Below are 16,448 nucleotides of genomic sequence, written 5' to 3'. Positions count from 1 at the left end.
TGAGGTCACCGACCGGGGGCTCCTCACGGGCGAGCAGCCGGGGGCTGCGTTGAACGACGGTGTCGAGATCGGTACAGGCCTGGACCGATCTCGATGCAAGATGCCGACCTCGCGGGGGACTGCCGACTCCTGGAGCCCGAGTCCAGAGGCAGAGGCGGAGTCAAGCCCGGAGTCGAGCCCAGAGCCCAGAGGGCCGAACTGGGTGCTGGATCACTTCGTTACGTCGTTACGTCGTTACGTCGCGTCGGCGCCGCCGTCGCAGCGTGACGCCGCCCAGCAGCACTCCCGGAACGCCGGCGATGCCGGGTACGGAGAACCAGCTCGTGTGCTGCTTGTCGCGGTCCGGCCCACGCCCGTTGTCGCTGCCGGCACCCTTCCCGTTGTTGCTGCCTGGCCCCTGGCCGTTGTGGTTGCCGGGACCCTGGCCCTTGTCCTTCGCCGGACCCTTCCCGTTGGGATTGTCCGGGTTGCCGGGCGGACCGCCCGAGTCGACGGCGGGCGGCCGGGTGGTCTCGGCCGGCGGCTCTGGTTCGGGCTCCGGCTCCGGCTTGGGTTCTGGCTCGGGTTCAGGCTTGGGAGCAGGGGCAGGGGACGCTGGTGTGGTGGCGGGTTCGCGCACGGCTGGGGGGTCGGCGGCCGGTTCCGGGGCGGGACGAGGCTCCGGCGCGGCGGGAACGATCTCCGGCTCTGGCTCCGGCGCAGGTGCCTCGCGCTCGGGTGGGGCCACTGCATCCGGCGCAGGGGCAGCGTCTTCGTCGGGCCTAATCGCGGGCCGTGGCCGCGGCTCGGCCGGCGGGATCGACGGCGGCTCGTCCCGCGGTGCCGGCTCGGGCGGGTCCGGAGGTTCCGGCGCACCGGGTGGCTCGGCGACGGCCCCGGCGTCCTGGATGGCTTGTACGGGTGGTTCGGTGGTCTGGTTGGCGATCACGGCGAACGCGCCGCCGCCGATGGTCAGGGCGGCCAGGACTCCGGCCGCGACGGCGGTCTCCTTCTTGCTGGGCGTGCGTGGTCGCTTCCCGGTGCCCTTGGCCCCCGACCCGGCCCCGGCCCCGGCTCCGGCCCTCGTACCCGCCCCGGCACCTGCCCCTGCTCCGGCTCCGGCGCCGATGCCGGCCGTGCTGGTGACGAGTCCGCCGGCGATGAGGTGCTGTCCGAGGTCACGCAGCATCCAGGACACTTCGCGTACGTCGATGAACGCGCGGGTGCACTCGGCGCAGCCGTCCATGTGGACCTCGAGGCGCCGTTGGCGACGGGGTAGCAGACGCCCCTTGAGGTAGTCGTGCATGGCGGCGCGGGTGGTGCGGCACTCGGGTTCGTTGACGTTCTGGGCGTGGGCGGCGGCGAACGCTCCGGCGAGGCGTTCTTCGGCGCGGCGCAGCCGCATGGTGACGGCGTGGGGGCGCACACCGCGGTCGCCCGCGATATCGGACACGGCTTTGTCGTGCACGTGGCGTTCCAGCAGGAGCTGCCGGTCGTCGTCGCCCAGGTCGGACAGTGCGGAGCGCAGCATGCTGACGTCGGCCTGGCGTTCGGCGTCCAGCTCGGCGCCGGCGACCGGGGGTGTCAGGCCGTCCAGGGTGTCGTCCTCGACGGGGCGAGTACGCCCGGCCTCGCGGGTCATGCTGATGGCTTCGTTGACTGCCGCGCGTCGCCAGTAGGGTGCGGGGTCGTCGATGGTGGTGCCGGTGGACACGAGCCGGACCATTTTTTCCAGGGCGCGGCTGGCAGCTTCCTCGGCGTCGATGCCGGGGACGCGGGCAGCGACCGAACGCACGACGTTCGGACGATGCACGACCCAGTCGTCGACCCGCAGGCCACCGGTGGCGCTCATGCGGCCCTCCCGTTCTACGCATCGCTCGCTCGCGAAAAAATGCCGGAACGCGCAGTCCGGTGCGAACTGTGCGGACGGGGGATACGGGCCAATAAGGACTATTAGGAACCTTCGCGAGATATGCCCGGAATGGCCAGGGCAATGCGGTGTTCCACCCGATCCCAACGCCCTTAGCATACGGAAAGAGCGTTCAGCACTCCCCGGAGCGGAGATTGGAGAGCGTCCCCAGACCGTGGTATTCGTCGTTCCTGTTCCGGTCTACCCGAGTGTCCGTCACGTCATTCCTCGAGGAAGCGCAGCAGCTCAGCGGTGACGAACTCGGGGTTCTCCTCGACGAGCCAGTGGCCGGCGCCCGGCACGTCGGCTGCCCGCACGACATTGGTCAGGCGCCCGGCCGTGGTGGCCCGGACCGGGTCGAGCTGCCCCTGCGCGGTCAGGAGCAGCGTGGGCGTGTCCACCGGGTCGGCCGCCGTGGTGTCGCGGACGTCCTGGTCGAGCGAGCGGTAGAGCTCGAAGCCGCCAGTGAGGGCGTCGGGACGGCTGTAGGTCCGCGCGTACTCGTCGATCTCGGCCTCGGTGAACGGGGAGCGGACCGAGGTGCCGCCGAACGCCGCACCCTCGAACGCGACCTGCGGGTAGAACATCGCCAGGTACTCGCGGACGTCGTCGTCGACGAGCGCCTCGGGAACCTCCGGCTGGGAGTGGAAGGCGATGTGCCAGCTCATCGTGCGGTAGGTGGGCGCGTCCAGGGCGGGACCGGGCAGCGGCAGGTCGAGGTACCCGAGGCTCGCGGTGTCTGCCGGAAACTGGGCGGCGTACTGGTACGCCACCGCGGCGCCCAGGTCGTGCCCGACCACGTGGGCGTCGCGCACCCCGAGCTGGTCCGCGACGAGAGCGTGCACGTACCGCGCGAGGGTGGCCTTGTCGTACCCGGTGGGGGTGCCGGTGCTGTCACCCAGCCCGGGCAGGTCGACGGCGTAGACGGTGTGCCGTTCGGCGAGCTCCGGCATGATCGACCACCAGCCGAACCACGTCTGCGGCCAGCCGTGGAGCAGGACCACGGGCGTGCCGCTCCCGCCGGTCACGTAGTGCATCCGGACGCCGTCCACCGAGGCGAACTCGTGCCGGAACGTCTCCTCGAACTCGGGGTCGTCCCGCGTGGCGGCGGCGTGGGCGGCGGTGCTCCGCGTGGCGGTGTCCTGCGTCGCGGCCGGCGGGGCGTCGGCCGGCCGGCCGCCGGACTCCTGCGGGGCGCAGGCGGCGAGACCGGTCACGAGCAGGGCGAGCGCGGTGGTCAGCGCCGCCGTCCGGCGTCGGGGGAGGCGGCGCGAGATGGCGCGGGGGAGCGTGGGCATCGGGATCCGGTCCTGGTGAGGTGAGGCGACTTGCGGACGACGCCCAGCCTGTGACTTCATGTCAACATGAAGTCAACCCTCGCATCCGGAGAACGCCAGATCTGGTCGGTCGGCGACCTCGCCGCGCGGTTCGGCCTGGAGACCCACGTGCTGCGCCACTGGGAGGACATGGGTCTGCTCAGCCCCGCCCGGGACGGCGCCGGCCGCCGCCGGTACGACGCCGACGACGCCTTCCGGGTCGCGACGATCATGCGCAGCAAGGCGGCAGGCATGAGCCTGGAACAGATCCGGGTGCTGCTCGACGGTGCTGCCTACGACCGGCACGTGATCCTCGAGGCGCACATCGCGGACCTGGAGCAGCGCATGGCCGATATGGAGCTGTCCCGCGACATGACGCGCCACGCCCTCGAGTGCCGCGCCCATGACATCGCCGCGTGCCCGCACTTCCGGTCGCATGTCCAGGACATCGTCGACGGGAAGATCGGTCAGGGCCCGACCCTGGCGGAAGCGCTGCGCGGCGGCCCCCGGCAGCCGTTCTGAGCGGCGGGATCCACCGCGCGCGACCGCTCGGTGGGCCCCGACGATCACCTGGTGAGCCGCTCCAGCTCCGTGACGAGGAGCCCGCTCTGCGCGTCCCGTCGTGCTGCCGCGCCGAGCGCCTCGGCCGCCTGCGCATAGGCCGGATCCTCCACGACCTGTCGTACGGCGCGCGCGATCGTCGAGGACGGCGCCGTACGGCGCACAGCGACGCCCGCGCCCCGGGCGGTCACGCGCACGGCGTTGTCCGCCTGGTCGCGGCCGTGGTGCAGCACGACGGCGGGGAGGCCGGCGGAGAATGCCTTGATCAGGGTGCCGTGCCCGCCGTGGGTGACGACGAGAGCGGCCTGGCGCATCACGTCGCGGTGCGGCGCGGAGCCGACGACGGTCACGTTCGACGGTGCGCGCAGGTCGGCCGGCGAGAGCGCCGGTCCGGTCGTGACCAGCCCGCGGACCGGGAGGCTGCCGAGGGCGTCGGCGATGCGCTGCAGGCACGCGGCCTGGTCCTGGAAGGTCGACGAGAGCGCGACGAGGACCAGGGGAGCGTCGCCGGGCGGCGCGGACCACACGGTGTCGACGGCCCAGGCCGGGTCGTCGAGCACGGGGCCGACGTATCGCGCGTTCGAGGGGAGCTCGGCCGGGAAGTCGAACTCCTGGCTGGTCAGGAGCAGGAGACGCCGGGCCCGGTGCACCTGCTCCCAGGTGTGCTCGACCGGCGTCAGCCCGTACTCATGACGCACGGCGTTGAGCCGTGGGAGCACGTACTTGTCGATGAGGCGCGTGCTGGCGCCGTTCATCAGCTGGTCCCGGAGCCGGCCGAGGGGTCCCGCGGCCGGTCGCAGCCCCATGCCCATGGGCGGCATCCCGTGGGCGGGCATGGTGTAGATGTTGGGCAGCAGCACGTCGAACGGGATACCCTCCGCCTCGGCGGCGATCATCGCGCCCAGTGCGACGAACGACGTGACGACCAGATCGGGCCGCACACGTCGGGCGGTCGCCGTGACGTCGAGCGCCTGGCCCGTCGCGGGGCCGACCAGCATGTGGTCGGCCATCCCGCGGGCCTGAGCGAGCGGGCCCCTGATCTCCCAGTCCCGGTAGTCCGTGCCCGCCGGGCCTCGGTCGGACCGGTTCGGGGCGGCCCGCCAGGGTGCGAACGCGGCGCCGGTAGCGACGACCTCCGGGGCCATGGAGTCCTCGCCCAGGACTGTCACGTCGTGTCCTCGCTCGACGAGCCGTCGCGCCGCGCCGAGCTCGGGTGGGACCGTGCCGCCCCCGTCGGTCAGGGCGAAGAGATAGGAGTGCGCCATCGGCCCAGGCTATGGGCATGAGCAGGGGGTGAACGAGCCCTTTCCCCGGAGCGGTCGGGTGCGGCAACGGATCCCGGGCCGGGCCGGTCAGCGACAACCCCGAGGTCTTCGGCGAGCCCGCTCAGGGGGACCCTGGCTTGCCCCCTGGAACCGGCCGAGGCCCCTTGGATCGCCGTGCCGGCCGTGAGATAAACCAGGGATGAAGACGCCAGGACACGTGATTCCGTCAGCTCTCATCGCCGCAGCACTCGTGGCAGGTACGGCGGTCACCGCGCCGAGCGCAGCGGCTGCTCCGCCGTCGGCCGCCTCGCCGTCGGGCGACGACGTACCGACTCTCGCCCTGCCCGAGCCGACCGGTCCGTACCCCGTCGGTCTGACACCGCTCCACCTCGTCGACGACGAGCGTGCGGACCCGTGGCGGCCCGAGGAACGACGCCAGCTCATGGTCTCCGTCTGGTACCCGGCGGTGCCGGGCGGCGAGCCCGCGCCGTACACGACGGAGGCCGTCTCCGCGGCGATCGTCGAGGCCTCGGGAATCCCCGCGGATCCCGGTCTGCTGACCACCGTGGAGACGAACTCCGCCGACCGGGCACGTGCCCTGCCGGGCAAGCGGCCGCTCGTGGTGCTGTCACCCGGAGCGAGCATGAGCCGCGAGTCGCTGACGTCCCTCGCGGAGGACCTCGCGTCCCGCGGCTACGTGGTGGCCGGAGTCGACCACACGTACGAGGCCCGAGGCATCGAGTTCCCGGACGGCACGGTCGCGGGATGCCTGCTCTGCGAGCTGGAGTCGAGCCGGGAGCTCGGCGCGTGGCTCACGCGTGGGCGCTCCCTGGACCTCTCCTTCGTGCTGGACGAGCTGACGCACGGCCGGATCTGGCGGCACGGACCGAAGGTCGACGCGCGCCACATCGCCGTCGCCGGTCACTCGATCGGTGGTTCGACGGCGGCAGCCATCATGGTCGACGACCCGCGGGTGGACGCGGGGATCAACCTGGACGGCACGTTCCAGGTGGACTTCCCGGAGTCGGGCGAGGACGACCCGTTCCTCATGCTGGGCAAGGGCAACCACCACCTCGGCGGTGATGAGGGCGACGCCCCGAACTGGGCCGACAACTTCGCCCGGCTCGACGGTCCGAAGCTGTGGCTGCAGATGCGCTACGCGAACCACTCGTCGTTCACCGACCAGATGATGTTCCTGGAACAGCTCGGCCTGCCGGTCAGCGGGACGGTCAGCGGTGCCCGCGGCGTCGAGCTCACCAGGGCCTACGTGGGTGCGTTCCTGGACCGCCACCTGCGCGGCGAGGGCGCGCCGCTCCTGGACGGCCCGACGGCCGCCTACCCGGAGATGGTGTTCTGGGGCTGACCCGCCCAGTGCGGCTACCCAGGGATCGGGCCCGAACCTCGCGGCTTTTCGGGCGGAATCGCTGGGTAGGCCGCACGTCCGTCGTCGACGACCGCCCGGCACGCGACGGACCAACGGGCAGACGGACCTGCCGGGCCTACGGCCAGCGGAATCCCGTCACGCTGAGCCGGATCGACAGCAGCAGGTTCGTCGCCGTCACGAACAGGACGTTCCGCTTCGGCCCGCCGAAGGTGAGGTTCGAGCAGACCTCGGGCAGGAGCAGCTTGCCGAGCAGCGTGCCGTCCGGGTCGAGGCAGTGCAGGCCGTCGTGCGCGGCGGCCCAGAGACGGCCAGCGTCGTCGACCCGTACGCCGTCGAACCCGCCGGCGTCGCACGTGGCGAGCACCTCGCCGCCGGACAGGGCCAGGTCGGGCGCCACGTCGAAGCGGCGCACGTGCTTGCGCCCGGTCTCGGTGTCGGTGACGTAGAGGGTGCGCTCGTCCGCGGAGAAGGCCAGGCCGTTGGGGCGACCGAAGTCGTCGGCCACCCGGGTGACCGAGCCGTCCGGGTCCCAGCGGTAGACGTGGCACCCGTCGATCTCGGGCACGGCGTGGTGGCCCTCGTAGTCGCTGTCGATGCCGTAGGCCGGGTCGGTGAACCAGACGCTGCCGTCGCTGCGCTCGACCAGGTCGTTGGGGCTGTTGAACCGCTTGCCCTGCCAGCGGTCGGCAAGGACGGTGACGGTCCCGTCGGGCTCGGTGCGCGTCACCGACCGGCTGCCGTGCTCGCACTGGAGCATCCGCCCCGCGCGGTCGACGGTGCGGCCGTTGGCGTAGCCGCCAGGGCTGCGCCAGACGCCGACACCGCCCGTGGCCTCGTCCCAGGCGAGGACCCGGTCGTTCGGGATGTCGCTGAACAGCACCGTGCGCCAGGCGGGGGAGTACACGGGCCCCTCGAGCCAACTGCCGCCGTCGTAGAGCACCTCGGCGAACGTGTCCCCTCGGACGGGGGCGAACCGCTCGTCGAGGCGCTCCCACTCGGCGCGGATCCTGGTCACTGTCACGTCTGACTCCTTTGTCCGGATGTGCTCCCGCGGCGCCGGGGCAGGAACATCATCGCCCAAACGCCGTTCCTGCGCTGTCTGCGCAACTAGTCTGCTTGATTTGCGCAGCAAGGTGGAGCAGACTCGCGTTGTTCGATCACCCGACGGCGTCAACGACGACGCCGTCCTCGGTCCAAGGAAGGACTGTCGTGGATCTCCAGCTCTTGCTCGCGCTCCTGCTCGGCATCGCCACGATCATCGTGGTGGTGCTGCGCACCCGCCTTGACGCGTTCGTCGCTCTCATCCTCGCCTCCGTCGTCACGGGGGCCGTCGCCGGGCAGCCGCTGCTCGACACCATCACCTCGATCACCACCGGCTTCGGCAACACCCTCGCCTCGATCGGCCTCGTGATCGGCCTCGGCGTCGGGATCGGCAAGATCCTCGAGGTCTCCGGCGCCGCCGACAGCCTCGCCCGCGCGTTCCTCCGAGCCTTCGGCAAGGGCCGCGAGGAGTGGGCGATGGGCAGCGTCGGCGCGCTCGTGTCCATCCCCGTGTTCTGCGACTCGGGCTACGTCATCATGAACCCGCTCGCGCGTTCGATCGCCCGGGTCAAGCGCGGTGGCTACGTCGCCCTGGCGCTCGCGCTCGGCTGCGGCATGACGCTCACGCACCACATGGTCCCGCCGACGCCGGGGCCGCTCGCCGTCTCCGGCCTGCTCGGCGCCGACCTCGGGCTGGTCATCATCACCGGTCTGGTGTTCACCGTGATCCTGCTGCCCGTCGTCGTCCTGTACGCCCGCTGGGTCGGGCCGCAGCTCGAGGACCGGGTGGTGCCCGCCATCCGCGAGGCCGTCTACGGCCGGACGGCGGCGCTCGCCGGCGGCCCCGGCAGGTCTGCCCCGTCCGGCGGATCCGGGGGTACCGGGTCGCTCGACCAGCAGTCCGGCGACGAGCAGTCGGGAGGCGACGCCACCACGCCGTCCGCCCTCGGCGAGCCGCCGGCGGGGCAGCCGGCCCACCACGTCGGCGCGTTCCTCGGGTCGCTGCCGCTCCTGGTCCCCCTGCTGCTCATCGTCGCGAACACGGTCACGGCGGCCATCGACCGCAACCAGCAGGGCGTCCTGAGCGGCGACTACGAGGTGTCGTCGTGGACGGTCCCGTTCGCGTTCGTCGGCAACCCCGTGATCGCCCTGGTCATCGGTATCCTGCTCGCGGTCTACGTGCTGCTGCCGCGCTGGACGCCGCGCACCACGGTGCACACATGGCTCTCGGAGGCCGCTGCCTCGGCAGGGCTCATCCTGCTCATCACCGGCGCGGGCGGCGGGTTCGGCCTGGTGCTGCGCGACTCGGGCGTCGGCGACGCGCTGGCCGAGGCCATCGCGTCCCTGAGCCTGCCCGCCTTCCTCGTGCCGTTCCTCATCGCCTCGCTGGTGCGCATCGCCCAGGGCTCGGGCACGGTCGCGATGATCACGGCGGCCTCCGTCACGGCGCCCCTCCTGGAGCCGCTCGGCATCGACCCGCTGCTTGCCGCCATGGCCTGCACCGCCGGATCCATGGTGTTCAGCTACTTCAACGACTCCTACTTCTGGGTGGTCACGCGGTTCACCGGCCTGGAGGGCACCGCCGCCCTCAAGGGCTGGTCGGGCATCACGACCGCCGTGTGGCTGGGCTCGATCCCCCTGCTCTTCGTCCTGAGCCTGGTCGTGGGCTGAGGATGGCGGACATCCTCGTCGTCGCCGACGACCTGACCGGCGCCAACGCCGCCGCAGCGGGGTTCGCCCGCGGCGGCCGGCGGGCCGTGACGGTCAGCCGGTCCGAGCACTGGGAGGCCATCGCCGAGTTCCACAGCCGGTTCGACGTGCTCGTCGCGACCACGGACACCCGGCACGCGTCCCCGGGCGAGGCGGCCGACGTCGCCGCCCGGGTGGTGCGTGCCGGCTGGCCGGTGCAACTGGTCAGCTCCCGGATCGACACGACCCTGCGCGGCAACGTCGGCCCCGCCACCGAGGCCGTGCTCGCCGCGACGCGCGAGCTGTCCGGCCGGCGGGTCGTCGGCCTCTGCCTGCCCGCGCACCCCGCGGCCGGCCGGCACACCGTCGAGGGCAACCAGCTCCTCGAGGGCGTGCGGCTGGAGGAGACGGAGCTCGCGCGCGACGTCCGCTCACCGGTGCGCTCGTCGTCCGTCGCCGACGCCCTGCGGCGGGGCACCGGCCTGACGACGGCGCTGGTCCCGCTGTCGGTGGTCACCGGCAGCGAGGAGCGGCTGGAGGCAGCGGTGCGCGACGCCGCGAGCGCCGACGTCGTCATCGGCGACGCGCTCACCACCGCCCACCTGGACCGCGTGGCACGGGCCGCCGCCGCGGTGGCCGCCACTGACCCGGACCTGCTGTGGGTCGGCGTCGACCCCGGCCCCGGCTCGCTCGCCCTCGCCGGAGCCCTGCTACCCGCCGGCCCCGCCTCCGGGGCGCCGCTGCTCGCCGTCTCCGGTTCGGCGACGGAGCTCACGCGAACGCAGCTGCAGCGCCTGACCGCCGAGCGCAACGTGGTCGTGGTGCGCCCGGTGGGCGGCCCGGTGCCCGACGTCGACGCCACGGCACGCCGGGTCGTCGACGCGCTGGAGGGCGCAGGCACCGGAACGACGGTGCTGCTCGCCACGGCGCTCGCCGACGACGACGTCGTGCGGCTCAGCCCTGCCGAGTCGGCAGCGCTGGCCACCGCGCTCGGGCGGATCGCCCGGCGCGCGCTCGAGTCGCGCGTCGTCAACGGGCTGTACACGACCGGGGGAGACATCACGGCGGCGGTGCTCGCTGCCCTCGGCGGTCGCGGGATCGCCGTCGAGGACGAGGTGGTGCCGCTGGCCGTGGCAGGTGAGGTGGTCGGGGGCCCGTGGGACGGGCTGCCGATCGCGACCAAGGGCGGGCTCGTCGGCGGTCCCGACGCCGCCGTGCGATGTCTCGACCACCTCGCTCGGGCCGCTGCCCAGCGAGCCCGCTGGGTGCGGACCGCCGTCCCGCAGAGCAGGATCTGATGAACACGCTAGGAGAGAACGCCATGACACGACCCGTCCTCGCCCTCGCCGTCGGTGACCCCGTCGGCATCGGCCCCGAGATCACGCTCGCCACCCTGGCGCAGCACGCCGGCGACACCGCGCACCACGGCATCGCCGTCGGTGACCTCGGGGCGCTCGAACGGGCCAGGGCCGCGCTCGGTCTCGACGTCGAGCTGCGGTCCGTCAGCTCGTGGGACACCGAACCGGCGGGCGCCGGCGTCGTCGACGTGTTCGACGTCGGGGTGCTCGGCACCGACCTGCCCGCCTGGGGCGAGGTCGACGCGCGCGCCGGCCGGGCCGCCGTCGTCGCCATCGAGACTGCCACGCAGGCCGCGCTCGACGGCGCCGTCGCGGGCGTGGTCACCGGACCCATCAACAAGGAGGCCATCTGGGCGGCCGGCAGCGAGCACCTCGGGCACACCGAGATGCTGGGCGCGCTCACCGGGGTCACGAAGCAGGACACCATGTTCGTGGTGCGCAACACCCACCAGCCTGGGCACCACCTGCGGATCTTCTTCGCGACCCGGCACCTGTCGCTGCGCAAGGCGCTCGACAAGATCACGCGTGAGACCCAGCTCGGCTCGATCCGGCGGGCCGCGCAGGCCCTGGAGATCTTCGGCGTCCCGGCGCCGCGGCTCGCCGTGGCGGCGATCAACCCGCACGGCGGGGAGAACGGCGCCTTCGGCGACGAGGAGATCGTCCACCTCGCGCCCGCGGTGACCGACGCGCAGGCACTCGGCCTGGACGTGGCGGGCCCCATCCCCGCCGACTCCGTGTTCCACCACGGGCTCACCGGCCGCTACGACGGCGTCCTGTCGCAGTACCACGACCAGGGCCACATCGCGGCCAAGACGTTCGACTTCGACGGGACCATCTCGGTCACCGTCGGGCTGCCGATCCTGCGCACGTCGGTGGACCACGGCACCGCCTTCGACATCGCGGGCAAGGGCGTCGCCGACGCCGGGACCATGCGGTCCGCCTACCTCGCGGCGGTCGAGTACGCGCCGTTCGTCGACGGCATCCGCGCCGCGTACCGGCCGGACGCCGCGTGAGCGCACCGGCGGGGCCGGGGGGAGGGCCGGCGCCGGGGTCGGAGTCGTTGCGACGCAGCACCAGGGCCCGCCACGACGAGCTGCTGTCGCTCATCCGGAGCGGCACCACCCGGGTGGAGGACCTGGCGGAGGCGCTCGCGATCTCCGAGTCGACGGTGCGCCGCGACCTCGCCCGGCTGGGTGCCGAGGGCCTCGTCACCCGGACCTACGGCGGTGCCAGCCCGGAGTCGAGCTTCCACGAGCGGGCGCTGGCCGAGCGGATGCGGGTGCAGATGCCGGCCAAGGTCGCGATCGGCCGGCGGGCCGCCGAGCTCGTGCCCGACGACGCGACGATCTTCGTGGACGCGGGGTCGACGACGGGGCAGCTCGCCGAGCACCTCCGCGGCCGGTCGGGGCTGACGGTCCTGACCCGAGGGCTCGAGGTCGCACTGCTGCTCGCCGGCTCGCCCGGGCTCGACGTGGTGGTGATCGGCGGCAGCGTGACGACCAAGAGCCACGGCCTGGTCGGGCCGCTGACCACGGTGGCCCTCGAACGGTTCATGGTCGACGTCGCGTTCCTCGGCGTCGACGCCGTCGACCCCCTGGACGGCGTGGGGGAGGCCACCGCGCTGGAGGCCCAGGTCAAGGAGGTGGCCGCCCGGCGTGCCCGCCGGACGGTCGTGCTGGCCGACTCCACCAAGCTCGACCGGGGCGCTGTACCCGCGTGGGCGCCGCTGCCGGCGGGCTGGACCCTGGTCACGGACGAGCAGGACGACGAGCTGCTGCGCCGGTACCGGGACGCGGGAATCGTCGTGGAACCGGTCGAGGCGGAGTGATGACCATGTAGCTGCTGCCAGGATGACGTCGATCTTGGCAGCAGCTACATGGTCATCGCTGGTCGGTCATCGCCGGTCGATGCGGTCCGTCACACGTGCGGCTCCGCGGCTTGGACCGCTGCGACTGTGGTCGGAGCTTCGACGTCAAGGCTCTTGAGCACATCCGAGACCGTCGAACCAGGGGGCCAGGCCGCAGCGATCTTGCGGAAGACTTCCGTCAGAACGTCCGGCTTTGTCCCGTGAAGCTCCCGGAGAAAAGTGTCAGGGTGCCGTGCGGCGATCCCGTGCGGTTCGAGCGCACCTACCGGGAAGTCCTTGAGATTCTTGGTGACGTTCACTTGCGCACCGGACTCGATCGCCGCGGCAAGCACGTGGCGGTCGCCGGGATCGGGGAGGACCAGGTCGCCGATACGGTGCTCGTACCCGGTCACCAGGACGTCGTGGATCGCCCGGTTCATCAGCGTGCGGGTGCGGCTCAACCGCTGGGGGTCCAGGTCGGGCCTGTTCGCCGTGAGGTTGCGAAAGACCTCGTCCAGGATCTGGTTCGTCCATCGCGGCGTGGCAAGTCTGGCGATGCCGATCCGGATCAGTACGTCGCGGAGTGTGGACGGGTACAGGACGTTCGCGTCGTAGAGGACGACCGGCATCAGGCGAAGCCGAGCTCGTGCGTCTCCGCGGCCAGCGCATCTGCGGCCGCTTCCCGCTCGGCCTCGTCCGCGCGCATGTACTCCACGAGCGCTGCTGCCGCCACGCGCCGGTGCGTGCCCACGGTCCGATAGGCGATCTTGCCGGCTTCCAGCAACCCGATCAGGTAGGGGCGAGACACGTTCATCGCGTCCGCGGCCTGCTGGGTAGTCAGTTCCGCCTGGGCCGGCAGTACTGTTACACCCTCGCCCTGGGCAAAGGTCGACAGGATCTGGGTAAGCGCGGTCAGTGCCGATCGTGGGACCACGACGTCGGCACCCTCTGCGAACCGGAGGTGCACCGGTCCTTCCTTGTCGAGCGCGTTCGTGAGGTCACGCAGCGCCGATCGTGCGAGATCGGCATCGGACGGATCCGGCACGAAGGGGGTCACGGAAGACATGCTTCTCCATTCGAAACAGTCGAATTAAACGCAACAATCGAAGTCTACCCCATCGTGCCCAGGAGGCTCTCGGGATTCAAGACTCGGAACTGAGCACGTCGGCGACGGTCGTCACCTCGATGAGGGGCGCGTAGAGGCGCATGACCGCCAGGGCCTGTTCGTGGTTCTCCGGCGTCGAGCCCGCGCAGGCGTCCGCGACGACCAGCACCCGGCGGCCCGCGTCGGCCGCGGCGAGCGCCGTCGAGACGACGCAGCAGTCGGTGGCCACGCCGGCCAGCACGAGCTCGCCGGCGCCCCGGGTGGCGGCGTCCAGCTCGGGTCCCCACTTGCCGAACGTGGTGCGGGTGACGACGGGCGCCCCGGAGACGACGACGTCGGCCAGGTCGGTGATCTCGTAGAGCGGGTCGTCCTCGGGCACGAGCGCGAACGGCCACTGGTCGAAGTAGGCGCGCCAGGCGCCGTCGGGCACGGTGGGGGCGACGTACCGCGTGAGGACGGTGCGGCCGACGAACGCGGGGAGGAGGCGGCGGGTCCCGGCGAGCGCGGTCGGGTAGTCGGGGGAGGCCCAGGGGCTGGGCGGGCGGGCGAAGACGTCCTGCATGTCGATCACGACCAGGGCGGCGTCCGGCCCGGGCGGCGCCACGGCGGCTTCGGGCGCCGTCATCGCTCTTCCTGGCGGTGCACCGCACGGGCGCTGAGAACCAGGGTCCCGACGAATCCGATGGCCAGCGCGACCAGCACGCCGAGGTTGGCGAAGGCCCAGCTGCCGTCGATCCCGCCGAGCGGCCCGAGCAGGTAGCCCTGCCAGGCGAGCCATGGCGCGTAGGTGTTGGTCACCAGTCCCCAGCCGACGGCGGTGCCGGCCAGCACCAGGAGCACGGCGGGCCAGTTCACCGACCCGTAGCGGCCGGCGGCGTCGTACAGGTCGGCGTCGGTGTAGTCGCGGCGGCGCAGCAGGATGTCGGCGAGCAGCACGCCGCACCAGGCGGCGACCGGCACGCCGAGCGTGATGAGGAAGCCCTGGAAGGGGCCGATGAACGAGTCGGCGACGAAGACGACGTAGACCGCGCCGACGATCATGAGCCCGCCGTCGATCGCGGCCGCCACCCAGCGCGGCGCGGGCAGCCCCAGGGACAGCAGGGCCAGGCCGGACGAGTAGATGTCGAGCGCCGCGCCGCCGATCAGGCCGGCCAGCGCCACCACGGCGAACGGGATGAGGAACCACGTGGGCAGGAGCGTGGACAGGGCACCGATGGGGTCCGCGCCGATCGCCTCGTTCAGGGTGGGGTCGGAGCCGGCGAGCAGCAGGCCGAAGACGAGCAGCACCACGGGGGCAAGGGACGCGCCGAGGGTGGTCCACCCGACGATCCGGGGGCCGGAGGCGGAGCGGGGCAGGTAGCGCGAGTAGTCGGCGGCCATGTTGACCCAGCCCAGGCCGAACCCGGTCATCATGAACACGAGCCCGCCGATCACCTGCGGGGCGCCGCCCGCGGGGATCGCGGCGACCGTCGCCCAGTCGACGTGGTCGGCCACGAGGACGATGTAGACGACGGTGAGCACTGCCGTGAGCACCGTGATGATCACCTGCAGCCGCATCACGAGGTCGAACCCGAAGACGCCGGCGGCCACCACGATGCTCGCCACGACCACGAGGGCCACGACCTTCGTGACGGTGCCACCGCCCCAGCCGAGGGCCCCGAGGACCGTCGAGGTGGCGAGCGTGGCCAGCGCCACCAGCACGGTCTCCCAGCCCACGGTGAGGATCCAGGACAGCAGGGAGGGCAGCTTGTTGCCGCGCACGCCGAACGCGGCACGGGACAGCACCATGGTGGGTGCCGATCCGCGCTTGCCGGCCAGCGAGATGAACCCGCAGAACAGGAACGACACCACGATGCCGACGGCACCGATCACCGTCGCCTGCCAGAACGAGACGCCGAACCCGAGCAGGTAGGAGCCGTAGCCGAGGCCCAGCACCGACACGTTGGCCCCGAACCACGGCCAGAAGAGGTCGCGTGGCGAGCCGCGTCGCTCGGACTCGTCGATGGTGTTCAGGGCGTTGGTCTCGACGCTACCGGGGGCGCTCATGATGGCGATCCTGCCACTGGCGTGGGCCCGGCGGCGAGAGTGTGGGACAAAGCACGAAGGACCCGCACCGTGTCGGTGCGGGCCCTTCGTGGTGGAGCTGACGGCGGAGCCTCCGGCTCAGCCGCTGTCCGGGTCGGTTCAGCCGACGCGGATGAAGACCGGGTTGTCCTGCCAGATCTGCGACTCGTGGACCGTCTGGCCGGGAACCGGCGCCTCGATCTGCTTGTCGCCACCCGCGTAGATGGAGATGTGGCCGGGGCTCCAGATGAGGTCGCCCGGCTGCGCCTCGGCAGCCGAGACCTCGGTGCCCGCGTAGCGCTGCTCAGTGGAGGAGTGCGGCAGCGTGACGCCGATCTGGGCGTAGACGTACGCCGTGAACCCGGAGCAGTCGAAGCCTGCGGGCGTCGAACCCGCCCAGACGTACGGCACGCCGATGTACTGCCGGGCGATGGAGACGATGTCGTTGGCGGCGGCCGGGGCGGCCTTCTCGACGACGTCCTTCACGGGCTCGGCGGCCTTCTCGACGACCGGCTCGGGCTCAGGCTCAGGCTCGGGCACGGGCTCCGGCTCGGGGGCCGGCGTCACCTTGATGGTGCCGGTCTCGAGCGTGAACTCGCTGTCGGCGGCGACCCGCACGGCGGGGGCGGTGTCCACCGACGCCGTGGTCAGCGCGGCGGTGGTGACCTCTGCGCCGGTCGACTTCTGCGCGGCGTCCTGCACCGCGTCCCGGACGGTCTCGAGCTCTGCCGTGGTCGTGCCGGGTTCCTTCATCGGGGCGGCGTTCGCCGGGACCCCGAGCAGCGAGACGACGAGGCCTGATCCGGCGGCGACGACCGCGCCACGTCGGGCGGTCGCGGAGATGCCGCGTGCGGCGGCGCGCGAGATCGGCGTCAGCGGGGTGATGGGCGGGTGGGCAGCACGATGGCGCCCGGGCGTGCGTGTAGTCACA

General features: G+C 72.3%; 15 protein-coding genes. 6 read left to right on the top strand and 9 right to left on the bottom strand.

Annotation, left to right across the window (positions count from 1 at the left end):
- Positions 1 to 226 precede the first annotated feature (226 nt).
- Together AB0F40_RS18170 and AB0F40_RS18165 are read right to left on the bottom strand one after the other, a co-directional pair.
- On the bottom strand, positions 227 to 1,831 hold the full coding sequence (locus AB0F40_RS18170; protein WP_357470469.1) for a sigma-70 family RNA polymerase sigma factor: 1,605 nt from the start codon (positions 1,829 to 1,831) through the stop codon (positions 227 to 229).
- A 278-nt stretch (positions 1,832 to 2,109) separates the two neighbouring features.
- On the bottom strand, positions 2,110 to 3,186 hold the full coding sequence (locus AB0F40_RS18165; protein ID WP_357470466.1) for an alpha/beta hydrolase: 1,077 nt from the start codon (positions 3,184 to 3,186) through the stop codon (positions 2,110 to 2,112).
- A gap of 66 nt (positions 3,187 to 3,252) precedes the next feature.
- Here AB0F40_RS18165 and AB0F40_RS18160 point away from each other — a divergent pair, with 66 nt between their 5' ends.
- Positions 3,253 to 3,726, top strand: coding sequence for a MerR family transcriptional regulator (locus tag AB0F40_RS18160; protein WP_357470463.1), 474 nt, complete (start codon positions 3,253 to 3,255; stop codon positions 3,724 to 3,726).
- 44 nt (positions 3,727 to 3,770) lie between these two features.
- Here AB0F40_RS18160 and AB0F40_RS18155 read toward each other — a convergent pair whose 3' ends face one another.
- Positions 3,771 to 5,030 carry a glycosyltransferase gene (locus AB0F40_RS18155; RefSeq protein ID WP_357470460.1) on the bottom strand — a complete coding sequence of 420 codons (1,260 nt, stop codon included), beginning with the start codon at positions 5,028 to 5,030 and terminating at the stop codon, positions 3,771 to 3,773.
- A gap of 199 nt (positions 5,031 to 5,229) precedes the next feature.
- Between AB0F40_RS18155 and AB0F40_RS18150 the strand changes: the two genes are divergently transcribed.
- On the top strand, positions 5,230 to 6,393 hold the full coding sequence (locus tag AB0F40_RS18150) for a hypothetical protein (RefSeq protein ID WP_357470457.1): 1,164 nt from the start codon (positions 5,230 to 5,232) through the stop codon (positions 6,391 to 6,393).
- Positions 6,394 to 6,529: 136 nt separating this feature from the next.
- On the opposite strand, the gene AB0F40_RS18145 is transcribed toward AB0F40_RS18150, so the two are convergent.
- Complete coding sequence (locus tag AB0F40_RS18145; RefSeq protein WP_357470454.1) at positions 6,530 to 7,435, bottom strand: SMP-30/gluconolactonase/LRE family protein; 906 nt, start codon at positions 7,433 to 7,435, stop codon at positions 6,530 to 6,532.
- A gap of 188 nt (positions 7,436 to 7,623) precedes the next feature.
- On the opposite strand from AB0F40_RS18145, the gene AB0F40_RS18140 reads away from it, so the two are divergent.
- The 4 genes from AB0F40_RS18140 to AB0F40_RS18125 are packed head-to-tail and all read left to right on the top strand — an operon-like array spanning position 7,624 to position 12,330.
- Complete coding sequence (locus AB0F40_RS18140; protein ID WP_357470453.1) at positions 7,624 to 9,126, top strand: GntP family permease; 1,503 nt, start codon at positions 7,624 to 7,626, stop codon at positions 9,124 to 9,126.
- A 2-nt stretch (positions 9,127 to 9,128) separates the two neighbouring features.
- On the top strand, positions 9,129 to 10,442 hold the full coding sequence (locus tag AB0F40_RS18135; protein WP_357470450.1) for a four-carbon acid sugar kinase family protein: 1,314 nt from the start codon (positions 9,129 to 9,131) through the stop codon (positions 10,440 to 10,442).
- Positions 10,443 to 10,465: 23 nt separating this feature from the next.
- On the top strand, positions 10,466 to 11,515 hold the full coding sequence (pdxA, locus tag AB0F40_RS18130; RefSeq protein WP_357470447.1) for a 4-hydroxythreonine-4-phosphate dehydrogenase PdxA: 1,050 nt from the start codon (positions 10,466 to 10,468) through the stop codon (positions 11,513 to 11,515).
- Positions 11,512 to 12,330 (top strand): DeoR/GlpR family DNA-binding transcription regulator, encoded by an 819-nt coding sequence (locus AB0F40_RS18125; protein ID WP_357470444.1) that lies wholly within the window; start codon positions 11,512 to 11,514, stop codon positions 12,328 to 12,330. Before pdxA ends, AB0F40_RS18125 begins: the two co-directional genes overlap by 4 nt.
- An 89-nt stretch (positions 12,331 to 12,419) precedes the next feature.
- Here the strand turns inward: AB0F40_RS18125 and AB0F40_RS18120 are convergent, their stop codons facing one another.
- From AB0F40_RS18120 to AB0F40_RS18100, 5 genes are all read right to left on the bottom strand, one after another.
- On the bottom strand, positions 12,420 to 12,977 hold the full coding sequence (locus AB0F40_RS18120) for a PIN domain-containing protein (protein ID WP_357470441.1): 558 nt from the start codon (positions 12,975 to 12,977) through the stop codon (positions 12,420 to 12,422).
- Positions 12,977 to 13,414, bottom strand: a complete 438-nt coding sequence (locus AB0F40_RS18115; protein ID WP_357470438.1) for an excisionase family DNA-binding protein — start codon at positions 13,412 to 13,414, stop codon at positions 12,977 to 12,979. Before AB0F40_RS18115 ends, AB0F40_RS18120 begins: the two co-directional genes overlap by 1 nt.
- 76 nt (positions 13,415 to 13,490) lie before the next feature.
- Positions 13,491 to 14,078, bottom strand: a complete 588-nt coding sequence (locus AB0F40_RS18110; protein WP_357470435.1) for a cysteine hydrolase — start codon at positions 14,076 to 14,078, stop codon at positions 13,491 to 13,493.
- Positions 14,075 to 15,499: a cytosine permease gene (locus tag AB0F40_RS18105; protein ID WP_357470432.1), complete on the bottom strand. Its 1,425-nt coding sequence runs from the start codon at positions 15,497 to 15,499 to the stop codon at positions 14,075 to 14,077. Before AB0F40_RS18105 ends, AB0F40_RS18110 begins: the two co-directional genes overlap by 4 nt.
- 138 nt (positions 15,500 to 15,637) lie before the next feature.
- Entirely contained in the window at positions 15,638 to 16,447 is an 810-nt protein-coding gene (locus AB0F40_RS18100; protein WP_357470429.1) for an NlpC/P60 family protein, read from the bottom strand.
- Position 16,448 lies beyond the last annotated feature (1 nt).

The organism is Promicromonospora sp. NPDC023987, from assembly GCF_040639055.1.
In the GTDB taxonomy this organism is placed as follows: Bacteria; Actinomycetota; Actinomycetes; order Actinomycetales; family Cellulomonadaceae; genus Promicromonospora.
This window is presented reverse-complemented; position numbering and strand designations above follow the sequence as displayed.

Bases quoted from the DNA above. Each gene is read 5' to 3' on its own strand.
- AB0F40_RS18170 (WP_357470469.1), bottom strand. From the start codon at position 1,831: ATGAGCGCCACCGGTGGCCTGCGGGTCGACGACTGGGTCGTGCATCGT.
- AB0F40_RS18165 (WP_357470466.1), bottom strand. From the start codon at position 3,186: ATGCCCACGCTCCCCCGCGCCATCTCGCGCCGCCTCCCCCGACGCCGG.
- AB0F40_RS18160 (WP_357470463.1), top strand. From the start codon at position 3,253: ATGAAGTCAACCCTCGCATCCGGAGAACGCCAGATCTGGTCGGTCGGC.
- AB0F40_RS18155 (WP_357470460.1), bottom strand. From the start codon at position 5,030: ATGGCGCACTCCTATCTCTTCGCCCTGACCGACGGGGGCGGCACGGTC.
- AB0F40_RS18150 (WP_357470457.1), top strand. From the start codon at position 5,230: ATGAAGACGCCAGGACACGTGATTCCGTCAGCTCTCATCGCCGCAGCA.
- AB0F40_RS18135 (WP_357470450.1), top strand. From the start codon at position 9,129: ATGGCGGACATCCTCGTCGTCGCCGACGACCTGACCGGCGCCAACGCC.
- pdxA (WP_357470447.1), top strand. From the start codon at position 10,466: ATGACACGACCCGTCCTCGCCCTCGCCGTCGGTGACCCCGTCGGCATC.
- AB0F40_RS18120 (WP_357470441.1), bottom strand. From the start codon at position 12,977: ATGCCGGTCGTCCTCTACGACGCGAACGTCCTGTACCCGTCCACACTC.
- AB0F40_RS18115 (WP_357470438.1), bottom strand. From the start codon at position 13,414: ATGTCTTCCGTGACCCCCTTCGTGCCGGATCCGTCCGATGCCGATCTC.
- AB0F40_RS18110 (WP_357470435.1), bottom strand. From the start codon at position 14,078: ATGACGGCGCCCGAAGCCGCCGTGGCGCCGCCCGGGCCGGACGCCGCC.
- AB0F40_RS18105 (WP_357470432.1), bottom strand. From the start codon at position 15,499: ATGAGCGCCCCCGGTAGCGTCGAGACCAACGCCCTGAACACCATCGAC.